General features: G+C 71.2%; 15 protein-coding genes and 1 pseudogene. 5 read left to right on the forward strand and 11 right to left on the reverse strand.

What is annotated here, in order from left to right:
* Nucleotides 1-98: 98 nt before the first annotated feature.
* Nucleotides 99-302: pseudogene (locus P3T35_RS17025) on the reverse strand (BldC family transcriptional regulator); the annotation flags it as partial.
* A gap of 609 nt (nt 303-911) precedes the next feature.
* Nucleotides 912-1,847, reverse strand: coding sequence for a hypothetical protein (locus P3T35_RS17030; protein ID WP_280706578.1), 936 nt, complete (start codon nt 1,845-1,847; stop codon nt 912-914).
* A gap of 222 nt (nt 1,848-2,069) precedes the next feature.
* On the opposite strand from P3T35_RS17030, the gene P3T35_RS17035 reads away from it, so the two are divergent.
* Both P3T35_RS17035 and P3T35_RS17040 read left to right on the forward strand, forming a co-directional pair.
* Nucleotides 2,070-3,200, forward strand: a complete 1,131-nt coding sequence (locus P3T35_RS17035) for a Glu/Leu/Phe/Val dehydrogenase dimerization domain-containing protein (protein WP_280706777.1) — start codon at nt 2,070-2,072, stop codon at nt 3,198-3,200.
* A gap of 346 nt (nt 3,201-3,546) precedes the next feature.
* On the forward strand, nt 3,547-3,795 hold the full coding sequence (locus P3T35_RS17040; RefSeq protein ID WP_101380465.1) for a DUF3073 family protein: 249 nt from the start codon (nt 3,547-3,549) through the stop codon (nt 3,793-3,795).
* A gap of 135 nt (nt 3,796-3,930) precedes the next feature.
* Here the strand turns inward: P3T35_RS17040 and purM are convergent, their stop codons facing one another.
* From purM to P3T35_RS17055, 3 genes are all read right to left on the reverse strand, one after another.
* On the reverse strand, nt 3,931-5,010 hold the full coding sequence (purM, locus tag P3T35_RS17045; RefSeq protein ID WP_101380466.1) for a phosphoribosylformylglycinamidine cyclo-ligase: 1,080 nt from the start codon (nt 5,008-5,010) through the stop codon (nt 3,931-3,933).
* Between the two features lie 76 nt (nt 5,011-5,086).
* Nucleotides 5,087-6,667, reverse strand: coding sequence for an amidophosphoribosyltransferase (gene purF / locus P3T35_RS17050; RefSeq protein WP_101380467.1), 1,581 nt, complete (start codon nt 6,665-6,667; stop codon nt 5,087-5,089).
* 177 nt (nt 6,668-6,844) lie between these two features.
* Nucleotides 6,845-7,612 (reverse strand): diacylglycerol kinase, encoded by a 768-nt coding sequence (locus tag P3T35_RS17055; RefSeq protein ID WP_101385029.1) that lies wholly within the window; start codon nt 7,610-7,612, stop codon nt 6,845-6,847.
* A 192-nt stretch (nt 7,613-7,804) separates the two neighbouring features.
* Here P3T35_RS17055 and P3T35_RS17060 point away from each other — a divergent pair, with 192 nt between their 5' ends.
* Both P3T35_RS17060 and P3T35_RS17065 read left to right on the forward strand, forming a co-directional pair.
* On the forward strand, nt 7,805-9,088 hold the full coding sequence (locus P3T35_RS17060) for an adenylosuccinate synthase (protein ID WP_101380468.1): 1,284 nt from the start codon (nt 7,805-7,807) through the stop codon (nt 9,086-9,088).
* 119 nt (nt 9,089-9,207) lie between these two features.
* The gene (locus P3T35_RS17065; RefSeq protein ID WP_101380469.1) at nt 9,208-9,804 is read left to right on the forward strand and encodes a GNAT family protein; all 597 of its coding nucleotides are present in this window, start codon (nt 9,208-9,210) and stop codon (nt 9,802-9,804) included.
* A gap of 75 nt (nt 9,805-9,879) precedes the next feature.
* On the opposite strand, the gene P3T35_RS17070 is transcribed toward P3T35_RS17065, so the two are convergent.
* From P3T35_RS17070 to P3T35_RS17085, 4 genes are all read right to left on the reverse strand, one after another.
* Entirely contained in the window at nt 9,880-10,365 is a 486-nt protein-coding gene (locus P3T35_RS17070; RefSeq protein WP_101380470.1) for an LURP-one-related family protein, read from the reverse strand.
* A gap of 78 nt (nt 10,366-10,443) precedes the next feature.
* Nucleotides 10,444-11,181 (reverse strand): aminoglycoside 3'-phosphotransferase, encoded by a 738-nt coding sequence (locus P3T35_RS17075; RefSeq protein WP_101380471.1) that lies wholly within the window; start codon nt 11,179-11,181, stop codon nt 10,444-10,446.
* A gap of 69 nt (nt 11,182-11,250) precedes the next feature.
* The gene (locus tag P3T35_RS17080; protein WP_101380472.1) at nt 11,251-14,355 is read right to left on the reverse strand and encodes a caspase family protein; all 3,105 of its coding nucleotides are present in this window, start codon (nt 14,353-14,355) and stop codon (nt 11,251-11,253) included.
* Nucleotides 14,348-14,668, reverse strand: coding sequence for a hypothetical protein (locus P3T35_RS17085; protein WP_180356453.1), 321 nt, complete (start codon nt 14,666-14,668; stop codon nt 14,348-14,350). Before P3T35_RS17085 ends, P3T35_RS17080 begins: the two co-directional genes overlap by 8 nt.
* 349 nt (nt 14,669-15,017) lie before the next feature.
* Between P3T35_RS17085 and P3T35_RS17090 the strand changes: the two genes are divergently transcribed.
* A complete protein-coding gene (locus P3T35_RS17090) occupies nt 15,018-16,838 on the forward strand; it encodes an NHL domain-containing thioredoxin family protein (RefSeq protein WP_101380474.1) in 1,821 nt (606 codons plus the stop codon).
* Nucleotides 16,839-16,886: 48 nt separating this feature from the next.
* Here P3T35_RS17090 and P3T35_RS17095 read toward each other — a convergent pair whose 3' ends face one another.
* The gene (locus tag P3T35_RS17095) at nt 16,887-18,194 is read right to left on the reverse strand and encodes a M18 family aminopeptidase (RefSeq protein WP_101380475.1); all 1,308 of its coding nucleotides are present in this window, start codon (nt 18,192-18,194) and stop codon (nt 16,887-16,889) included.
* A 240-nt stretch (nt 18,195-18,434) separates the two neighbouring features.
* Nucleotides 18,435-20,264, reverse strand: coding sequence for an acyl-CoA dehydrogenase (locus P3T35_RS17100; RefSeq protein WP_101380476.1), 1,830 nt, complete (start codon nt 20,262-20,264; stop codon nt 18,435-18,437).
* Between the last annotated feature and the right edge of the window lie 49 nt (nt 20,265-20,313).

Here is a 20,313-nt window from a genome sequence, read left to right on the forward strand (position 1 = left end):
TCCCGGACCCGGCGGAGTCCAGGGGGGCGGCCCCTTCGATCAAGCTGTGCGCCAACGCGCCGGCGGCGGGATGAGCAGCCCGCCGCGAGCGACCGCCAGGCCTCGGTGCGCTGAGCCGGAATCCCGGCCAGCAGTGCCCGCACCTCCGCCTCCCGGTAACGGCGGTGGCCGCCGAGCGTGCGGATGGACGTGAGCTTGCCCGCCTTGGCCCACCGGGTCACCGTCTTGGGGTCCACGCGGAACATGGTGGCGACCTCTGCCGGCGTCAGCAGGGGCTCAGCGTCAGGGGTACGAGCGGTCATGAGCGGCCTCCTCGGAGAACCGAACCAGGGCGGTTCTATCCTTCAAATTCTGCACCTTGGCCCGCGATGCCCGAAATGGCACGGACGGACCGAGTCGGTTATAGGACGAACGGCTTGTCCTGGTGTCTACAACTACACCATCCGTCCAGCCCTATCGACCAAACCGCCAAAATTGGCCCCTCACGGGTTCAAGAGCGGCGGAAGGCGATGGACCATCCCATAACGGACAGTCACTGAATCGCGACATTCGGTTATGGGACGCCCAGACCTATCGTTTCCCCCCAAAGCGCACATCGACCCCGGATCCACCCAAAAGTGGGCAGGGATGATGAGACTTGGGCGGCTTGTCCCATTTTTACCGTTACTCATGAGTTCGCGTCAACGGTGAGTAGTGTCACGTTCATGGGGTATTGACCCGAACCGGGACCTTGGTCACAAGAGTCCCGAACATTTTTCCTACAAGGTACACACACTGGCACCACCTACTGGCTCCCCCGACTTCCACGCCCGGCTGCAGGCCGGGCGGCCCGTGCGCTCCCCGCGCCCGTCCCCCGTGCGAACTCCCCCTGTTGACCCCCCGTCAGCCCCTCCCGCCGACCCGATCCCCCGTCAGTTGGCCTGACGCAGTGCCTGTACCCGGCGCCAGCGCTCCGTCACCGTCTCGTAGACCTGCGCCGCGGTATCCGCATCCCCCGCACGCAGCGCCGCCAATCCGTCGGCCAGCTCGCCGGCCGACTGGTCCGCCGCCAGCGTCCGCTCCCCCATCACGTGCACCAGCCCCCCGTAGTCCAGTTCCACCAGCGAGCGCGGATGGAACTCCTCCAGCCAGCGGCCCACCTCCTCGGCGCCCTCCGCCAGCGAGGTGCCGCTCAGCCTCCCCCAGCCTTCGGCCGGGGGGACCCCCATGCGCAGCACCCGGTAGCCGCGCGCCACCCGGCGGCGGGCCTGCGCCATCGTGGTCAGGTAGAACAGCGCCGCCGGCTCCCCGCCCCCGCCCTCCCCGGGCCCGCCGGCGGGCAGGTACCGCCGGTCCTCAGGCCCGAACGGCAGGAACCAGCGGACCGGCACCTCCCAACGGCTGGTCAGGATCCACGGCCGGGCGTCCGGGTGGGCCGAGTGCCAGCTCGCCTGGGCGGCCAGCGCCTCCTCCCGCACCGTCCGCGGCAGCACGGTCTCCAGCAGCGTCACCGGCAGCGAGTCCCGCAGCTCCTCCAGGGCCTGCCAGCTGCGCAGCCGGGTGGCCCACGGGCAGACGTAGGCGACCGAGTCGACCACCCGCACGAAGGCGCCCTCGTGCTCCCGCGCCGCCCCGTCCCAGGAGGGCGCGGCGCGCGACGGGCGGGGCAGCAGCTCGGCGAGCGCCTCCCGCTGTGCTTCGAGCGCCGCCCGGGCCACCGGCTGGTCGGCCGAGGCCGCATCCGGCCCGCGACCGGCCAACTCGGCCTGCCAGCGGGCCCGATCCGGCTCGGGCAGTGCCGCGAGGGGCTCGTACACCCGCAGGTGGGCGGCGTAGGGCGGCAACACGGAAGTGCGCACAGCGGTCACGTCCTGCATGGTCGCACGGGCCACCGACGGAACGGGAGGCAGCGACCGATGCAATCCGGCCGTTCCGAGCCCCATTCGTGGCCGTCCGGGGGGACCTCCGCGGGGCACCCGCCGACTAGGCTTCGCCGTAGATGCCCGCACCACAGCAGCGGGCCCGCAGATACTGGAGTCACCACAGTGACCGACGTACGCACCGAGTCCGCGACGCACCCCGCACCAGGCGTGCTCAGCCGGATCTTCCGTACTGAACAGGACGGCGCCCCGGGCGACGGGCACGAGCAGGTCGTGCTCTGCCACGACCGGACGTCCGGCCTCAAGGCGATCATCGCCATCCACTCCACCGCCCTGGGCCCGGCCCTCGGCGGCACCCGGTTCCACCAGTACGACTCCGAAGAGGAGGCGCTGGAGGACGCGCTGCGGCTGTCCCGCGGGATGAGCTACAAGAACGCGCTGGCCGGGCTCGACCTGGGCGGCGGCAAGGCCGTGATCATCGGCGACCCGAAGGCCAAGGCGGAGGGCGGCGACAAGTCCGAGGCGCTGCTGCGCGCCTACGGCCGCTTCGTGCAGTCGCTGGACGGCCGCTACATCACCGCCTGCGACGTGGGCACCTACGTCCAGGACATGGACGTGATCGCCCGTGAGTGCGACTACGTCACCGGCCGCTCCCCCGAGCAGGGCGGCGCCGGCGACTCCTCGGTGCTGACCTCGTACGGCGTCTTCCAGGGCATGCGGGCCTCCGCCCAGGCCCGCTGGGGCCAGCCGACGCTGCGCGGCAAGCGGGTCGGCGTGGCCGGCGTCGGCAAGGTCGGCCACTACCTCGTCGGCCACCTGGTCGCCGACGGTGCCACCGTGGTGATCACCGATGTCTCCGAGGCCGCCGTCAACCGGGTCCGGGCCGCCCACCCCGATGTCGAGGTGGTCGCCGACACCAAGGCGCTGCTGGGCGCCAAGCTGGACGTCTACGCCCCCTGCGCCCTGGGCGGCGCGCTGGACGACGACACCGTGGCCCAGCTGACCGCGGCCGGCACCTCGGTGGTCTGCGGCGCGGCCAACAACCAGCTGGCCCACCCGGGTGTGGAGAAGGACCTCGCCGACCGCGGCATCCTCTACGCGCCCGACTACCTGGTGAACTCCGGCGGTGTGATCCAGGTGGCCGACGAGATCGACGGCTTCAACTTCGATCGGGCCAAGAACAAGGCGACCAAGATCTTCGACACCACGCTGGAGATCTTCACCCGGGCCGCCGCCGACGGCGTGCCCCCGGCGGTCGCCGCCGACCGGCTGGCCGAGCGCCGGATGCGTGAGATCAGCGCCCTGCGCACGATCCTGCTGCCGGGCGCACGCAAGGGCTGACGCTCCGTGACCGGGTCCTGATCACAATGTGGACCCGGATTGCCGCTTGTCCCCCGATCGGGCGCCGCCAGGGCCACGGTCGGGGGATAATCAGTGCCGGAACAACAACCTCGATCCACCCGCCGGGCACCCTGAGACGGCCCGGAAATCCCCGTCCGACCAGGAGCGTCCTGGTCCCGGGGAGCGACAGTGCGCGCCACGTCACACTGGCGACGTACCGTCCGAGGGCGGAAACAGGTACCGTTGATGCTCCAAGGGACGGTTTCCCGATTCGGGCAAGCCGCTCCCGATCATGAACACGTGTCAGACTCGGGGCCGTGAGCCCCATCGTTGAGGGGGTCGACCCATGGGGCGCGGCCGGGCCAAGGCCAAGCAGACGAAGGTCGCCCGCGAGCTGAAGTACAACAGCGGCGGCTTCGACGCTAACCGTCTGTCCAGCGAGCTGGGCGTTACACCCGTTGTTCCGGTCAACCCTGAGCCGGTTGACGACGACGAGGACGACGACCCCTACGCCGCCTACGCGGACTACTACAACGACGACGAGGACGAGGAAGAGGCCGACGCCGGCCACCACCAGTCCCGCCGCCGCGCCTGAGTCAACGCCCTGACCGGTCCGAGCGCCTGAGCGCCGGGCCGGTTTTCGGCGTGCCCGGGCACCCATTCGGGGAAACGACGACGGACGGGCCCCCGAGGGAGCCCGTCCGGCCGGCCGGCGCAGTCCGCGCGCCGCTTACTTCGCGTAGTCGCCGTAGAGCGCGGCACCCTCGTGGTGCTCGGCGGTGCGGTCCACGATGTCGCCCAGCAGCCAGGCCTCGACGCCGCGGTCCTCCAGGATCGACAGCACCACGTCGACCGACTCCGGCGGCACCACGGCCACCATGCCGATGCCCATGTTGAGGGTCTTCTCGATCTCCAGGGTCCGCATCCGGCCGACCTCGGCGACGGTCTGGAAGACCGGCATCGGGGTCCAGGTGCCGCGGTCCAGCCGGGCGTGCAGCCCGTCCGGGATCACCCGGGCCAGGTTGGCGGCCAGGCCACCACCGGTGACGTGCGAGAAGGCGTGGATCTCGGTGGCCCGGGTGAGCGCCAGGCAGTCCAGCGAGTAGATCCGGGTGGGCTCCAGCAGCTCCTCGCCCAGGGTGCGGCCGAACTCCGGCACCTCGCGGTCGAGCGCCCAGCCGGCCTGGTTCAGCAGCACGTGGCGGACCAGCGAGTAGCCGTTGGAGTGCAGGCCGGAGGCGGCCATCGCGATCACCACGTCGCCGGCCCGGACCCGGTCGGCGCCCAGCAGCTGGTCGGCCTCGACCACACCGGTGCCGGCGCCGGCCACGTCGTACTCGTCCGGGCCGAGCAGGCCCGGGTGCTCGGCGGTCTCGCCGCCGACCAGCGCGCAGCCGGCCAGCACGCAGCCCTCGGCGATGCCCTTGACGATCTGGGCGACCCGCTCGGGGTGCACCTTGCCGACGCAGATGTAGTCGGTCATGAAGAGCGGCTCGGCGCCGCAGACCACCAGGTCGTCGACGACCATGCCGACCAGGTCGTGGCCGATGGTGTCGTGCTTGTCCATCGCGGCGGCCAGCGCGACCTTGGTGCCGACCCCGTCGGTGGCGGAGGCCAGCAGCGGGCGCTCGTAGCGCTTCAGGGCGGAGATGTCGAAGAGGCCGGCGAACCCGCCGAGACCGCCGACCACCTCGGGACGGTTGGTCTTCTTCACCCACTGCTTCATGAGCTCGACGGCGCGGTCGCCCGCTTCGATGTCGACGCCGGCGGCGGCGTAGGTGGCGCCGCTCTCGTTGCTGCTGCTGGTCACTGCGGTGTGGCCCTTTCGGGTCAAGTGGGGGTTGCTAACAGCGGCGGGGCCCCGCTTGGGGCCCCGCCTGGTGGTGTTACGGGCGGCGCAGCGCGTCGGCCGCGCCATGGCCGCCGAGCAGGGACTGCACGCCGTCCAGGTCGGAGCTGGTCGGCTTGCCCCGGGTGGCGGGCGGCTGCTGGCTGCCGGCGATCTCCGCCTCCAGCAGCAGCTTGCCGAGCAGTGCCGGGTCCGGCAGCTCCATCGGGTACTCGCCGTCGAAGCAGGCCCGGCAGAGCCGGTCCTTGGGCTGCTTGGTGGCCTCGATCATGCCGTCGATCGAGATGTAGGCGAGCGAGTCGGCGCCCAGGGTGCGGCCGATCTCCTCGACCGACATCCCGTTGGCGATCAGCTCGGCGCGGGTGGCGAAGTCGATGCCGAAGAAGCACGGCCACTTCACCGGCGGCGAGGAGATCCGGATGTGCACCTCGGCCGCACCGGCCTCGCGCAGCATCCGGACCAGCGCGCGCTGGGTGTTGCCGCGGACGATCGAGTCGTCGACCACGACCAGCTTCTTGCCGGCGATCACCTCGCGCAGCGGGTTGAGCTTGAGCCGGATGCCGAGCTGGCGGATGGTCTGGCTGGGCTGGATGAAGGTGCGCCCGACGTAGGCGTTCTTCACCAGGCCGGCGCCGAACGGGATCCCGCTGGCTTCCGCGTAACCGATCGCGGCGGGGGTGCCGGACTCGGGGGTGGCTATCACCAGGTCGGCCTCGACGGGCGCCTCGGCGGCCAGCTTGCGCCCCATCTCCACCCGGGAGAGGTAGACGTTGCGCCCGGCGATCGAGGTGTCGGGGCGGGCCAGGTAGACGTACTCGAAGACGCAGCCCTTGGGCTTGGCCTCGGCGAAGCGCGAGCTGCGCATGCCGTTCTCGTCGACCGCGATCAGCTCGCCCGGCTCCACCTCGCGGATGAAGGAGGCACCGCAGATGTCCAGGGCCGAGGTCTCGGACGCGACCACCCAGCCGCGCTCCAGCCGACCGAGCACCAGCGGGCGGATGCCCTGCGGGTCGCGGGCCGCGTAGAGGGTGTTCTCGTCCATGAAGACCAGCGAGAAGGCGCCGCGGACCTCGGGGAGGATCGTGCGGGCGGTCTCCTCGATGGACAGGTCGGGGTGGCCGGCCAGCAGGGCCGTGAGCAGGTCGGTGTCATTGGTCGCCGCGGTGCGGCCGGACCGGGAGACGTGCTCCTCGCCGGGCAGCTCGGCGACCATCGCCGCGAGTTCGGCGGTGTTGACCAGGTTTCCGTTGTGACCGAGCGCCAGCGAACCGTGCGCGGTCGCCCGGAACGTCGGCTGGGCGTTCTCCCAGACCGAGGACCCGGTGGTCGAGTAGCGGGCATGTCCGACGGCGATATGACCGTGCAACGACCCCAGGGAGGCCTCGTCGAAGACTTGGGACACCAGGCCCATGTCCTTGAAGACGAGAATCTGGGAGCCATTGCTCACTGCGATGCCCGCGGATTCCTGTCCGCGGTGCTGCAGGGCATAGAGGCCGAAGTACGTGAGCTTGGCGACCTCCTCGCCGGGGGCCCAGACCCCGAAGACGCCGCATGCGTCCTGGGGGCCCTTCTCGCCGGGAAGGAGATCGTGGTTGAGTCTTCCGTCACCACGTGGCACGTCTTCGAGTCTAGGGCAGCGGACCCCGGTCTCGGCCGCCGGGAGCGGCCTGGAACTGGCCCTTTGAGTGGCAACGCGCGTAGAACGAACCCCTTACCACAGCGCTCGGGCAGGCCGGGCACGGACCGGGGCCTTCGCGGTGACCTCGCTCACGTCCGGGCCGCGGCGCCCCGCGGGTCAGCCCGTGGGCAGCACCAGGTGCCAGGCGGCCGGGTGCGCGGTCCAGGTGCGGGCGGGCACGGGGCCCGCCGGGCAGCCGTCCGCCTCGTACCCGAAGTCGGGGCCGGCCACCGTGATCCGCGAGGCCCGCACCCGCAGCAGGACGCGCCCGGCGCCGGCGGCCCGCACCACCACCTCCGCCGACTCGGCCCCGGCCGGCAGCCGCAGCGCCACCAGCCGCGGCTGCCGGCCGGCGCCGGCGAGCTCGCGGCCGTCCGCCTCGATCCGCAGCCGCTCCCCCGGCTGGGCCACCTGCTCGGCCGCAATCAATTTCGCCCAGAGCGAACGCCAGCCACCCGGACGGACCTGTCGCCCCCCAGGGATCCGCACCTCGCCGAGCACCACCCCGTCCCCGTCGTCCAGCAGCAGGCCGAGCTGCCGCGGCACCCCGGCGAGCACCGCGCGGGCCGCCGCCACCGGTTCCACCGGCACCCCGAGCGAGCGGGCCAGCGCCACTTCGCGACCGCCGCCCACCGGCACCACGGCGACCGGCCCGGCCGCCAACTCCCCGTGCCGGTGCAGCGCCTGGACCACCCGCTGGAGCGCCAGGTCGGAGCCGACCACCACCGGCCGGCGCCGCCCGCGGTGCGAGAGCACCCGGTCCAGCTCGGCCGCGTTCTCCGGCAGCGCCACCTTCACGTCCGCCCCGCCGCTCAGCACATCCCGGGCGATCCGCACCGCCTCGCCGTCGGCCGCCTTGGCGGCCGGGTCGAGCAGCACCAGCAGCGGTGCGGTGCCCGGCGGTCCGGCGGCGTCGGGGGGCTGGGGGGCGGGCGTGGACTGGGACGACACGACCGGTCCTTCCTCAGGTAATCTCTCGGTGCAAGAGCCCCTTGCGCTATTGCGCCAGGGGCTTCGTCTATCTCGGGGCAGACTGCGGCCTACGCAGGATGCCCCAACCGGAAGGGGTGTACGCCTGTGCCGGCACTCGTGCTCGTTGGTGCCCAGTGGGGAGACGAGGGCAAGGGGAAGGCCACGGACCTCCTCGGCGGCTCCGTCGACTACGTCGTCCGCTACCAGGGCGGCAACAACGCCGGTCACACGGTGGTCATCGGCGACCAGAAGTACGCGCTGCACCTGCTGCCTTCCGGCATCCTGAGCCCGAACGTCGTGCCGGTCATCGGCAACGGCGTGGTGATCGACCCGGCCGTGCTGCTCTCCGAGCTGGAGGGCCTGAACGCCCGCGGCATCGACACCTCCAAGCTGCTGATCTCGGGCAACGCCCACCTGATCACGCCGTACCACCGGACCCTGGACAAGGTGACCGAGCGGTTCCTCGGCAAGCGCAAGATCGGCACCACCGGACGCGGCATCGGCCCGGCCTACGCGGACAAGATCAACCGGATCGGCATCCGGGTGCAGGACCTCTTCGACGAGTCGATCCTGCGCCAGAAGGTCGAAGCCGCGCTGGACCACAAGAACCAGATCCTGGTCAAGCTGTACAACCGCCGCGCCATGCCGGCCGACCTGGTGGTCCAGGAGTACCTGGGCTACGCCGAGAAGATCCGCCCGTTCCTGTCCGACACCACCCTGGTGCTGGACGAGGCGCTGAAGGCCGACAAGGTGGTCCTGCTGGAGGGCGGCCAGGGCACCCTGCTGGACGTCGACCACGGCACCTACCCGTTCGTCACCTCCTCCAACCCGACCTCCGGCGGCGCCTGCACCGGTTCCGGCATCGGTCCCACCAAGATCGACCGGGTGATCGGCATCCTGAAGGCCTACACCACCCGGGTCGGCTCCGGCCCGTTCCCGACCGAGCTGCTGGACGAGGACGGCGAGAAGCTGCGCCAGATCGGCGGCGAGCGCGGTGTCACCACCGGCCGCGACCGCCGCTGCGGCTGGTTCGACGCGGTGATCGCCCGCTACGCGACCCGGGTCAACGGCCTGACCGACTTCTTCCTCACCAAGCTCGACGTGCTCACCGGCTGGGAGCAGATCCCGGTCTGCGTGGCGTACGAGATCGACGGCCGGCGGGTCGACGAACTGCCGTACAGCCAGACCGACTTCCACCACGCCAAGCCGATCTACGAGTACCTGCCCGGCTGGAGCGAGGACATCAGCAAGGCGAAGACCTTCGGCGACCTGCCGAAGAACGCCCAGGCCTATGTGAAGGCGCTGGAGGAGATGTCGGGCGCCCCGATCTCCGCGATCGGCGTCGGCCCCGGCCGGACCGAGACGATCGAGATCAACTCCTTCATCTGATCCCCCTGCTGAAGCCCCTGGTGGACCCGTTCCGCCAGGGGCTTTCGCTTACCCACTCAACATTGAACTAGTACATACATCTATTGCATCTAGTTCAACTGCCCAGTACCGTTTCGATCATGACCGCGAAGCCTCCCGCCCCCGTCACCCTCACCGGCCGGCACGTCCGCCTGGAGCCGCTGCGCCGCGACCACACCGCGGACCTCTTCGCCACCGCCGGCGGTGACGAGGAGGTGTTCCGCTGGCTGCCCTGGGGCACGCCGCGAACCGAGGCCGAGATGGCCGAGGTCGTCGAGGGCTACCTGAAGTACGCCGGCTGCGAGCCGTTCGCCGTCATCGCCGCCGACTCGGACCGGGCGGTCGGCGTCAGCTGCTTCTACGACGTCAACCCGGTCGACGAGTGGGTGGAGATCGGCGGCACCTGGTACGCCCGCTCGGTCTGGCGCACGGCCGTCAACACCGAGGCGAAACTGCTGCTCCTCACCCATGCGTTCGAGGACCTCGGCATGGGCCGGGTGATGTGGAAGACCGACCACCTCAACGAGCGCTCCCAGAACGCCATCCGCCGCCTCGGCGCCCAGTACGAGGGCACCTTCCGCCGGGCCCGCCGCCGCCCGGACGGCAGCTGGCGGGACAGCGTCTACTTCTCGATGCTCGCCGACGAGTGGCCCGCCGCGAAGGAGCGGCTGACCGGGGCCCTGCTCGGACGGGTGTGACCAGCGTTCCGCCGCCGGTGCGCGCGCGGGGTGCCAGCCGGGTCGGCACCCCGGCGTCGCCGAGCTGAGCCACCGTCAGGCGTCCTCCGCCACCAGGTGCTCGACGCACACCGCGACCGCCAGCAGCAGACCGGTGTCCGCTCCGTCGGCGATCCGGACGCCGTAACTGTCGCGCAGCCGGAACCACTTGCGGGAGATCTCGGCGATCCGGTCGCCGTGCGACTCGATCCGGTAGTCCTTGTCGATCAGGTTGCCGTGGATCTCCAACTCGCCCCCGTCCCGCAGCTCCACGTGGTACTTGTCGCGGAACGGGGTGAAGAGCTTCTTGCGCACCGTGGCGATCACCTCGCCGCGGTGGTCCTCGATCTTCATGGCGTCCCGGATCGACACCGCCTTGTGCTTGATCACCGCCACCACCCGGCCGCCGGCGTCCTTCAGCTCGAAGGTCTCGCGGATCCGCAGCACCTTGCCGTCCACCAGGAACGCCTTGGTGCCGTGCTCGTCCTCGATCCAGAAGTCCTCGCCGATCGAGAAGAGCCGCTCCCTGACCTGGTACTTCATCCCGTGCCTCCGCTGCTCGCCGCGTTGTCTCCTCCCGGCCTACCACCGCCGCCGGCCGGCACCGGGCTGCGACACGGCCTACGAGAATTCCCACAGCAGCCGGTAGTAGCGGATCCGCTCCTGATCCGGCTCGACTCCGTACGCCTCCAGCAGCGGTTCCTCCCAGCCCGGACCGTAGTTCCAGACGGTGCTCCAGGTGGCGACGGCGAGGTCGGCCCAGCGGTCGGCGACACCCAGCGCGCCGAGGTCGACATGGCCGGTGCAGTGGCCGTCGTCACCGATCAGGGTGTTGGGAGCGCAGGCGTCACCGTGGCAGACCACCAACCGGTCGACCGGCGGGATGTCGGCCAGGGCTGCCAATGCCTCCTCGACCGTGCCGGACCCGCCCCGCGCCCGCGCCACCCGCTGCTCGGCCGACCACTCGAACGGGCAGTCCCCCACCGGCAGCTCCTCATGCAGTCGGCGCAGCCCCTCCCCGATCGCCCGCACCGCCGTGGCCGGCTCCTGCTTCCAGCGGTCCGCCACCGCCATCGTCCCGGGCAGCCCGGCGGTGACCAGCCACGACCCGCCCCCGTCCGCCCCCTCACCCAACACCCGCGGCACCACCGCGAACCGCCCGGCCCACCCCAGCCGCACCGCCTCGGCCCCCAAGTCCAGCCCGCTCCCCACCGGCGCCCACTTCACAAACCGCGCCCCGACCTGGAACGTCAACCCCCCGAGCACATTCCGCCACACCACCCGCAACGGCTGCCCACCCGCCAACTCCACGACGCTCTGCGGCACTTCAACCGGTCCCTGCGGCGCTTCAGCAATCATCCCGGCATTCTCCCCCACTCCTCCCCGGGCTCCCAGGCTTCCTGGCTCCCTGGCTCCCTGGCTCCCTGGCTAGGTCAGGCTGAGGGCGTTCTCCTGGGAGAGCTTGTCCTGCAGCAGTGCATGGCGGAACTGGTACCTGGGTCCCTCCGCCCGGAGGACCTGGCGGTTGTAGGCGTCTTCCAGGAAGTTCATCCCACGCGCGGGGAACGCACCTTTGATGTGCAGTTGGAGGAACAGCAGGGAGCTGCGCCCGGCGTCGGAACCGGCGATCATGACGCACAGCGCGCAGGGGATCGCGATGCCGATGGTCTGGAACAGCCCGGCCACGACGTCCCTGTCCCACATGACGCTCTCGCGCAGACCGAACCCGAGGCCGACGCAGAGCCCGAAGAGCACCCCGAAGAGCACATCCCGGCGGCGCTCCTGCCGCCAGATGGCGTGCCGGTCACTGCGGACGCCCACCTGGGAGGGGAGCCGGGCCGCTCCGATGATGAGCGAGACCATGAGCATGCCCCAGATGCCGTTCAGCGGCCCTTCGAGCACATGGATCTCCTTGGAGAAGCCATGGGGAAACATGTACCTGAGGCCCACCGGCAGACCCCCGGCCACCGCGCCGGGGAGCAGCGGCAGCCGCGAGTACAGGGCCCTCGTGCGCGACCACCAGGTCCGCCCGGGAGCGGGGTGGACACGCATCGCCGCCGTGCCGGCCACGGCGCCGGCTCCTGCCCCGGCGGCGAAGAGGACCGCGAGCGCCGTCGCGATGTTATGCGTGACGTTGAAGGCGTAGTCGCCGGACACGATGCCGATCACGATCCCGACGATCGCCCCCACGCCCGGGTTGACGTTCAGGCGTCGCCTGCTGTTGGCGGAGGGCCGCCATCCGAGGCCGTCCGACCTGGTGTCGCGCAGTTCCGAGGCCGTCCCCGCCGCCAGGCCGAGCACCAGGCCCAGCACTGCCCCGATCGCGCTCCCGCCGCCCGCGCCGCTGACCCCGTGCGTGTAGAACCGGCCCCAGCCGTAGAGCAGCGCACCGCCCAACGCCGCGGTGATCACGCACACGATGCTGAGCATGCCGATCCTGGGGAACGGCCGTACCCACCGCGGCAGTTGACGCCAGTCGAGACTGTAGGTCCCGTGCTCCGTCATCTTGGCCGCGAGGTAGCCGAGCCACCGCCGAGCCTGTGCCGCCTCGTAGGGGACCGGCTCGGAGAGTTGATGCGGCTGGTAGGCGATGCTGATGAACCGGTCCAGCAGATAGGCCATGACCTCTTCGCGGGTCGTGAACCGGTCCTCGTCCAGCAGGTGGACGAGGCCGTCGGGCCGGGGGAACGCATCGCGGACCAGTGTGAGGCCCAGCGGAATGTCGAGGGCGCGGGAGACGACGCTGTCCGGCTGGTCCCGCAGGTGGTCCACCAGCCGCTGCCACGGTTCGGGCGCGGGTTCCACCTGGCACCGCCGCAGGTATTCGGCAGCGGCCGGGCCGGGGATCGGGGCCAGTTCCAGCACCGCGGTACCGGGCAGATGGCCGGCCCGGATCGTGTCGGCGAACTCGTCGGTGCGCGCGAACACCATCACCCGGGATGCGGAGTGCTGACCGATTCCCTTCAACGCGGCCGGGCGCAGTCCCGGTTCCAACTCGTCGAAACCGTCGAGGAACAGCGCGATCCGACCCTCCTGCACCAGCTTGGCGGGGATCCTGCGTCCGTATCTGCGCTGCCTCAGGAAGGGATAGTCCTCGGCGAGGCGGGCGGCCGCCCAGGCGGCGAGGGTGTCACGGCTCGCGTCCCAACCGGTGACGCTCAGCAGGACGGGGACCGGCACATTGGCGCGCTCCACCGGATTCCTGAGGCCGCTGCGGTGTCTCAGCGCGTCCAGCGCCGTCAGGAGAGCGGTCTCGGACTTGCCGCTGCCCGGGCGGCCGAGCAGGGCGATCCGGCCCGAGGGCAGTCCGCCGTAGACCCGGAACAGATCCGGCAGCCCACCCTCGTTCAGGGTGTGGTCGTCCGCTGCGGGAACGCCGGGTAACGGCGCGAAGGGGACCGGGCCCTCGGAATCCCCCAGGGCCGCCACCATGGGACCGGTTACCCCGCGGCGGGACCACTGCCAGCGCACCGGGATCGGCGCGGGGGCGTACAGCTTCCGGTCGTGCGCGGCCTGGTTCCACTGCTGGTACACCTCCCGCGTCAGTGCGTCCGCCGCGGCGTCCATCCGAGCCGCCCCGGCTGCCGATGACGGCTGGGGCGGCTCGATCCGATCGACCGGCCAGGCGGGCGGTCCGCTGTCCCACCGATCCATGCTCCGGGGAGGCCGTGCCGGTTCCGCCGGCGCGATCGGCTCACTGCTTCCGAGACGCTCGGAAGGTCTCGTCGGACGGTCCCGAACCCTGGGCGCCTCGGGCGGCGCGGACGGGTCCGCCGGCCGGGCGGCGGTGTTGCGGGCGAAGACATAGCGGGCCGCGTGGTCGCTCGACCGGTGCCGGGGTTCGGGCATGCCGTCGCTCACCAGCGCGTCGGAGACCCTGTCGAAGATCGGGCCGAGGGTGAGGGCCGCGGGTTGACCGGGGATGCCGCGTTCGATGACGTCGGCCAGGTACTTGGTGAAGTAGGTCTGTGGTACAGCGCTGTCGGTCGCCGACTGGAACCAGGCGGTGTAGGAGGCGCCGCTCGCCATCATCAGGTAGAAGCCCGCCGAGCGGGGCAGGTCCGGCTGCTGCGGGCCCAGGGTGTTCCGGCCGGCTGCCAGCTCGGCGTAGCAGCAGTCCACGATCGCGATCTTCGTGACCGCCCGACTGGACTGGAACGCCTTGCGAACGGCGTCGAAGGGGAGGCTGGTGGCGGTTCGCAGGTAGGCGTCGTCGCTCGAGTCGGCCAGGCCGAGGCAGAGTTCGTCGTCGTTGTCGTACTGGCCGTGCCCGACGTAGTAGAACAGCGCGACGTCCACCGCCTGGTGGAACCGCCGGGTCAGCTGTTCCGGCAGGTCGCCCGGCCTGCTCTGGTTGCGGACGACCAGGATGCTGTCGTCGGGCCAGCCACCGCACAGCGGGCCGGCCAGCAGGGCCCGCATCCGGTTCAGGCTGTGCTCCGCCGCGGGCACGGCGCTCAGGTACCGGTAGTCCCAGGTCCCGATCAGGACCGCTCTGGAGCGGGAGAAGTCCCCATCCAGCGCATCAGGCATCGCCGAACCACTCGTCGAGGACGGGCTTCACCTCGGCCGCCCACGCGTCCTTGCCGGCATTGGACTTGCTGATCGTGATGCTGCGCTCCCCCGACGACACCGTCACGGAGATGTCCGAGCGCCGGGACCGGATGAAGTCCGGCAGGGTCTTGATCACTACCGCCAGCACACTGCTGCCCCCGGCCAGCACCTCCAGGACGTCCAGGGCCCCCTGCTCACCGGGAGCGGGCTTCCCCGGGACCTGGACGACCTCCGCACCGGAGACCCGGCGCAGGTGCTCCCGAAGCGAGCGCAGCTCGACCGGGTCGGACACGGTCACAGCGATTGTGTGCCGCTGATGTGAGATGTGTTCAGCCGTCACGACCATCCCCCACCGGTTTGGCGCGGCAGACCCTGCGTCGCCGGCCGCCCGGACCGCTTCGATCATATTCCACCCCGACCGTGGCAACCAGTACACGCATCGTCAAGTAGCCGACCTCGTCCACGAGTTCGAGCCCACTCGGCGGGCGGCCGAAGCACCGCGCGCCGCCGATCGGGACTGCGGGCCTCCCGGCAAGGCGGCCGCTGCCGCACGCCGCGCTCTGGAGCCGGATCGCGGTCGACGCTCCCCGCCGAGCGGGTGTCCGGAATGCCGCCGCCGTCCGATGAGGTTGGATACGAGCATGGCTTCTCGTGCACGTGTCCGCGCCCCCGAACTGGTCGGCAGCGGCGGATGGCTCAACACCGGCGGCAAGGATCTGACCCTGGCGGATCTCCGGGGCAAGATCGTCATCGCCGACTTCTGGACCTTCTGCTGCATCAACTGTCTGCACGTCCTGGACGAGCTGCGCGAGTTGGAGGAGAAGCACCGCGACACGGTGGTGATCGTCGGGGTGCACTCGCCGAAGTTCGTGCATGAGGCGGACCACCAGGCCGTGGTGGACGCGGTGGCGCGGTATGAGGTGGCGCATCCGGTGTTGGACGATCCGGAGTTGGCGACCTGGAAGCAGTACGCGGTGCGGGCGTGGCCGACGCTGGTGGTGATCGATCCCGAGGGGTACGTGGTCGCGCAGCACGCCGGGGAGGGGCATGCGCACGCGATCGAGCGGCTGGTCGAGGAGCTGGAGGAGGAGCACGCGGCGAAGGGGACGCTGCAGCGCGGCGACGGGCCCTATGTGCCGCCGGAGCCGGTGGCGGGGGCGCTGAAGTTCCCGGGCAAGGCCGTGCGGCTGCCCGGTGGGGGCTTCCTGGTGGCGGATGCGGGGCACCACTCGCTGGTCGAGCTGGCCGAGGACGGCGAGACCGTGGTGCGCCGGATCGGCGACGGCGAGCGCGGCCTGGTCGACGGCGCCTCGCCCCGGTTCAGTGAGCCGCAGGGCCTGGCGCTGGTGCCGGAGGGCCTGGGGCTGGGCTACGACGTGGTGGTCGCCGACACGGTGAACCACGCGCTGCGCGGGGTCCGGCTGGCCGACGGCTCGGTGACCACGCTGGCGGGCACCGGGCGGCAGTGGTGGCAGGGCTCGCCGACCAGCGGCCCGGCGACCGAGGTGGACCTCTCCTCGCCGTGGGACGTCGCCTTCTTCGACGGCCGGGTGTGGATCGCGATGGCCGGGGTGCACCAGCTGTGGGCGTTCGACCCGGCCGCCGGCACGGTCGCCGTCGCGGCCGGCACCACCAACGAGGGCCTGGTGGACGGCCCGGTGGCCGAGGCCTGGTTCGCCCAGCCCTCCGGCCTGGCGGTCTCCCCGGACGGCTCCACGCTCTGGGTGGCGGACAGCGAGACCTCGGCGGTCCGCCTCGTTTCACGTGAAACCAAGCAGGTGCACAGCGTGGTCGGCACCGGCCTGTTCGACTTCGGCCACCGGGACGGCGCGGCCGACCAGGCGCTGCTGCAGCACCCGCTGGGCGTCACCGTGCTGCCCGACGGCTCGGTGGCGATCGCCGACACCTACAACCACGCGCTGCGCCGCTACAACCCGGCGACCGGCGAGGTCAGCACCCTCGCCACCGACCTGCGCGAGCCGTCCGGCGCGGTGCTGGTCGGCGAGGACATCGTGGTGGTGGAGTCGGCCCGGCACCGGCTGACCCGGCTGCGGCTGCCCGAGGAGGCGGTGCAGGTGGAGTCGGTGGCGCACCGGACCCAGCGTGCTGCCACCGAGGTGGCCCCCGGCACGCTCCGGCTCGACGTGGTGTTCACCGCGCCGACCGGCCAGAAGCTGGACGAGCGCTACGGCCCGTCGACGCGGCTGCTGGTCAGCGCCACCCCGCCGGAGCTGCTGGTTTCGGGCGCGGGTGCGGACAGCGCGCTCTCCCGGGAGCTGGTGCTCTCGGCCGAGGTGACGGAGGGCGTGCTGCACGTCTCCGCGATGGCCGCCTCCTGCGACGACGACCCGGAGATCGAGTACCCGGCCTGCCATGTGCACCAGCAGGACTGGGGTGTGCCGGTGAAGCTGATCGCGGGCGGTGCCACCCGGCTGCCGCTGGTGCTGGCCGGCATGGAGTAGCGGGACGAGTCAGGGCCGACCCGCACGCGGGCCGGCCCTGAACGAGCCTCAGCCCTCCAGGAAGGCCTTGATCGCCGAGGCCAGCAGGAACGCGTCATCGGCGCCGCACAGCTCGCGGGCCGAGTGCATGGAGAGCGCGGCGATGCCGCAGTCCACCGTGGTGATGCCGAGCCGGGCCGCGGTGATCGGGCCGATGGTGGTGCCGCAGGGCACCGTGTTGTTGGAGACGAAGGTCTGCCAGGGCACCCCGGCCCGCTCACAGGCGGCCGCGAAGACGGCCCGGCCGACCCCGTCGGTGGCGTAGCGGTTGTTGACGTTGACCTTGAGGATGGGGCCGCCGTTGGGCGCCGGCTGGTGGCCGGGCTCGTGCTTCTCGGGGTAGTTGGGGTGCACCGCGTGCCCCATGTCGGAGGAGAGGCAGACGGTGCCGGCCAGCGCCCGGGCCCGGTCCTCCTCGTTGCCGCCGCGGCTGGACACGCTGCGCTCCAGCACCCGGCCCAGCAGCGGGCCCTGGGCGCCGGTGTCCGACTCGCTGCCGGTCTCCTCGTGGTCGAAGGCGGCCATCACCGGGATGTACGGCAGCTCATCGGCGCCGTCGGCGGCGGCCACGGCGGCCAGCGCGGCGGCCGAGGCGTGCACCGAGAGCAGGTTGTCCAGGCGCGGGCCGGCCAGCAGCTCGCGGTCCCGGCCGAGGTACGACGGCGGCTGGACGTCATGGGTCATCAGGTCCCAGCCGAGCACCTGGTCCGCGTCCAGCCCGGCGCGCTCCGCGACGTAGCGCAGCAGGGATCCCTCGTCGACCGAGCCCAGGCCCCAGATCGGCGTGAGGTGGCGCTGCCGGTCCAGCTTCAGCCCGTCGTTCACCTGCCGGTCCAGGTGGATCGCCAGCTGCGGCACCCGCAGCAGCGGCTCGTCCAGCTGCACCAGCCGCGTCGACCCGTCACGCAGCACCAGGCGCCCGGAGATCCCCAGGTCCCGGTCCAGCCAGGTGTTCAGCGGCACGCCGCCGTAGATCTCCACGGCCACCTGCCGCCAGCCGACCGACCCGGTGTCCGGCACCGGCTTGACCCGCAGGTTCGGGGAGTCGGTGTGGCTGCCGACGATCCGGAACGGCGTGGCCGGCCCGGCGCTGCGCGGGACGTACCAGGCGATCAGCGCGCCGCCCCGGACGACGTACCGGCCGCCGACCGCGCCGTCCCACGCGTCGGCCTCGGCGATCTGCCGGAAGCCCGCCTTCTCCAGCCGCTCGGCGGCACCCGCCACGGCGTGGTACGGCGACGGGGCGGCGGCCAGATACGCGATCAAGTCGTCGGTATGAGTCCGGTTGAAGAAGACCGAGCGGTCGGCGGTCGACATGCTGCTCCTGGTTCGAGGGATGCCGGAGAGCCGGCGGAACGGGGCTGCCCACCCCGAGCATATGCCCGTACACCGACAGACAGGTCAAGGATCCGTATGGTCTCCGTCCGGTTCCGACGCCGGCGGCCGGCCCCCGGACCGGCCTCGCGACCACCGGAAACGCTCCGGACAGCACTGTGGGGCCCGCCGGTGCGGGCCCCACAGTGCTGAGGGTGGGTCAGGCGGTCAGTGCGAGACGGCTCAGAAGGCGTCCTCGGCCAGCTCCATGACGTCCAGGTCGACGCCCTCGGCGATCAGCCGCTGCGAGGCGACGGTCGGCAGGATGTTGCGGGCGAAGAACCGGGCGCCGGCCACCTTGCCCTGGTAGAAGGCGAGGTCCTTGCCGGCGGCACCGGCCTCGATCTTGGCGAGCGCCACGACGGCCTGGCGCAGCAGCAGCCAGCCGACCACCACGTCGCCGGAGACCATCAGCAGGCGGGTGGTGTTGAGGCCCACCTTGTACATGTTCTTGGTGTCCTGCTCGACCGAGGAGAGGTCGGCCAGCAGCTTGCCGACGATCGCCTCCAGGTCGCCGGCCGCCTTGGCCAGGAACTCGCGCTCGACGGCGAGCGCCTCGCCGCCCTCGCCGGCCGCCAGGAACTTCTGGATCTGCTCGGAGACCGCGGTCAGCGCCTGGCCGCCGTCCTTCACGATCTTGCGGAAGAAGTAGTCCTGGCCCTGGATCGCCGTGGTGCCCTCGTAGAGGGTGTCGATCTTGGCGTCCCGGATGTACTGCTCGATCGGGTACTCCTGCAGGTAGCCGGAGCCGCCGAAGGTCTGCAGCGACTGGGCCAGCTGCTCGTAGGACTTCTCGGAGCCGTAGCCCTTGACGATCGGCAGCAGCAGGTCGTTCAGGCGCTCGGCGGCCTCGTCCTTCTCACCGCGCAGGCGGGCGGCGGCCATGTCGTCCTGCACCGAGGCGGTGTAGAGGACCAGGGCGCGCATGCCCTCGGCGTAGGCCTTCTGGGTGAGCAGCGAGCGGCGCACGTCCGGGTGGTGCGTGATGGTGACGCGCGGCGCGCTCTTGTCCAGGAAGTTGGCGATGTCGGCGCCCTGCACGCGCTGCTTGGCGTAGTCCAGCGCGTTCAGGTAGCCGGTGGAGAGGGTGGCGATGGCCTTCGTGCCGACCATCATGCGGGCGAACTCGATGATCTTGAACATCTGGCGGATGCCGTCGATCTTCTCGCCGACCAGCCAGCCCTTGGCCGGGTGCTTGGCGCCGAAGGTCATCTCACAGGTGTTCGAGGCCTTCAGGCCCATCTTGTGCTCGACGTTGGTGGCGTAGACGCCGTTGCGCTCGCCCAGCTCGCCGGTCTCCCAGTCGAAGTCGAACTTGGGGACGATGTAGAGGCCCAGGCCCTTGGTACCCGGCTTGCCGCCCTCGGGACGGGCCAGCACCAGGTGGATGATGTTCTCGGCCATGTCGTGCTCACCGGAGGTGATGAAGCGCTTCACACCCTCGATGTGCCAGGAGCCGTCCTCCTGCTTGATCGCCTTGGTGCGGCCGGCGCCCACGTCGGAGCCCGCGTCGGGCTCGGTGAGGACCATGGTCGAGCCCCACAGGCGGTCGGTCATCCGCTGGGCGACCTTCAGCTGCTCCTCGGTGCCCTCGTCGGCGATGACACCGGCGAAGGCCGGGCCGGAGGAGTACATCCAGATGGCCGGGTTGGAGCCCAGGATCTGCTCGGCGAAGGCCCAGATCAGCGAGTTCGGGGTGACCTGGCCGCCGATCGACTCCGGGATGCCCAGGCGCCACCACTCGGCGTCCATGAAGGTCTGGTAGCTCTTCTTGAAGCTGGCCGGGATCGGCGCGGTGTTGGTCTCCGGGTCGAAGACCGGCGGGTTGCGGTCGGCGTCCTCGAAGGAGGCGGCGAGGTCGTTCTCGGCCAGCCGGGAGATCTCGCTGAGGATGTTCTTCGCGGTGTCGACGTCCATGTCGGCGAACGGACCGGTGCCGTACACCTGGTCGCGGCCGAGCACCTCGAAGAGGTTGAACTCCACGTCCCGCAGGTTGGACTTGTAGTGACCCATCGCCGTTTCTCCGGTTCGTCGCTCAGGGTGCGCCATCACGCGCCCCCTA

The sequence above is a fragment of the Kitasatospora sp. GP30 genome (assembly GCF_029892145.1).
Lineage (GTDB): Bacteria > Actinomycetota > Actinomycetes > Streptomycetales > Streptomycetaceae > Kitasatospora > Kitasatospora acidiphila.

Excerpts from the sequence above, each read along its gene's own strand:
- P3T35_RS17070 (WP_101380470.1), bottom strand. The coding sequence starts at position 10,365 with ATGAAGTACCAGGTCAGGGAGCGGCTCTTCTCGATCGGCGAGGACTTC.
- P3T35_RS17090 (WP_101380474.1), top strand. The coding sequence starts at position 15,018 with ATGGCTTCTCGTGCACGTGTCCGCGCCCCCGAACTGGTCGGCAGCGGC.
- P3T35_RS17080 (WP_101380472.1), bottom strand. The coding sequence starts at position 14,355 with ATGCCTGATGCGCTGGATGGGGACTTCTCCCGCTCCAGAGCGGTCCTG.
- P3T35_RS17095 (WP_101380475.1), bottom strand. The coding sequence starts at position 18,194 with ATGTCGACCGCCGACCGCTCGGTCTTCTTCAACCGGACTCATACCGAC.
- P3T35_RS17065 (WP_101380469.1), top strand. The coding sequence starts at position 9,208 with ATGACCGCGAAGCCTCCCGCCCCCGTCACCCTCACCGGCCGGCACGTC.
- P3T35_RS17100 (WP_101380476.1), bottom strand. The coding sequence starts at position 20,264 with ATGGGTCACTACAAGTCCAACCTGCGGGACGTGGAGTTCAACCTCTTC.
- P3T35_RS17040 (WP_101380465.1), top strand. The coding sequence starts at position 3,547 with ATGGGGCGCGGCCGGGCCAAGGCCAAGCAGACGAAGGTCGCCCGCGAG.
- P3T35_RS17075 (WP_101380471.1), bottom strand. The coding sequence starts at position 11,181 with ATGATTGCTGAAGCGCCGCAGGGACCGGTTGAAGTGCCGCAGAGCGTC.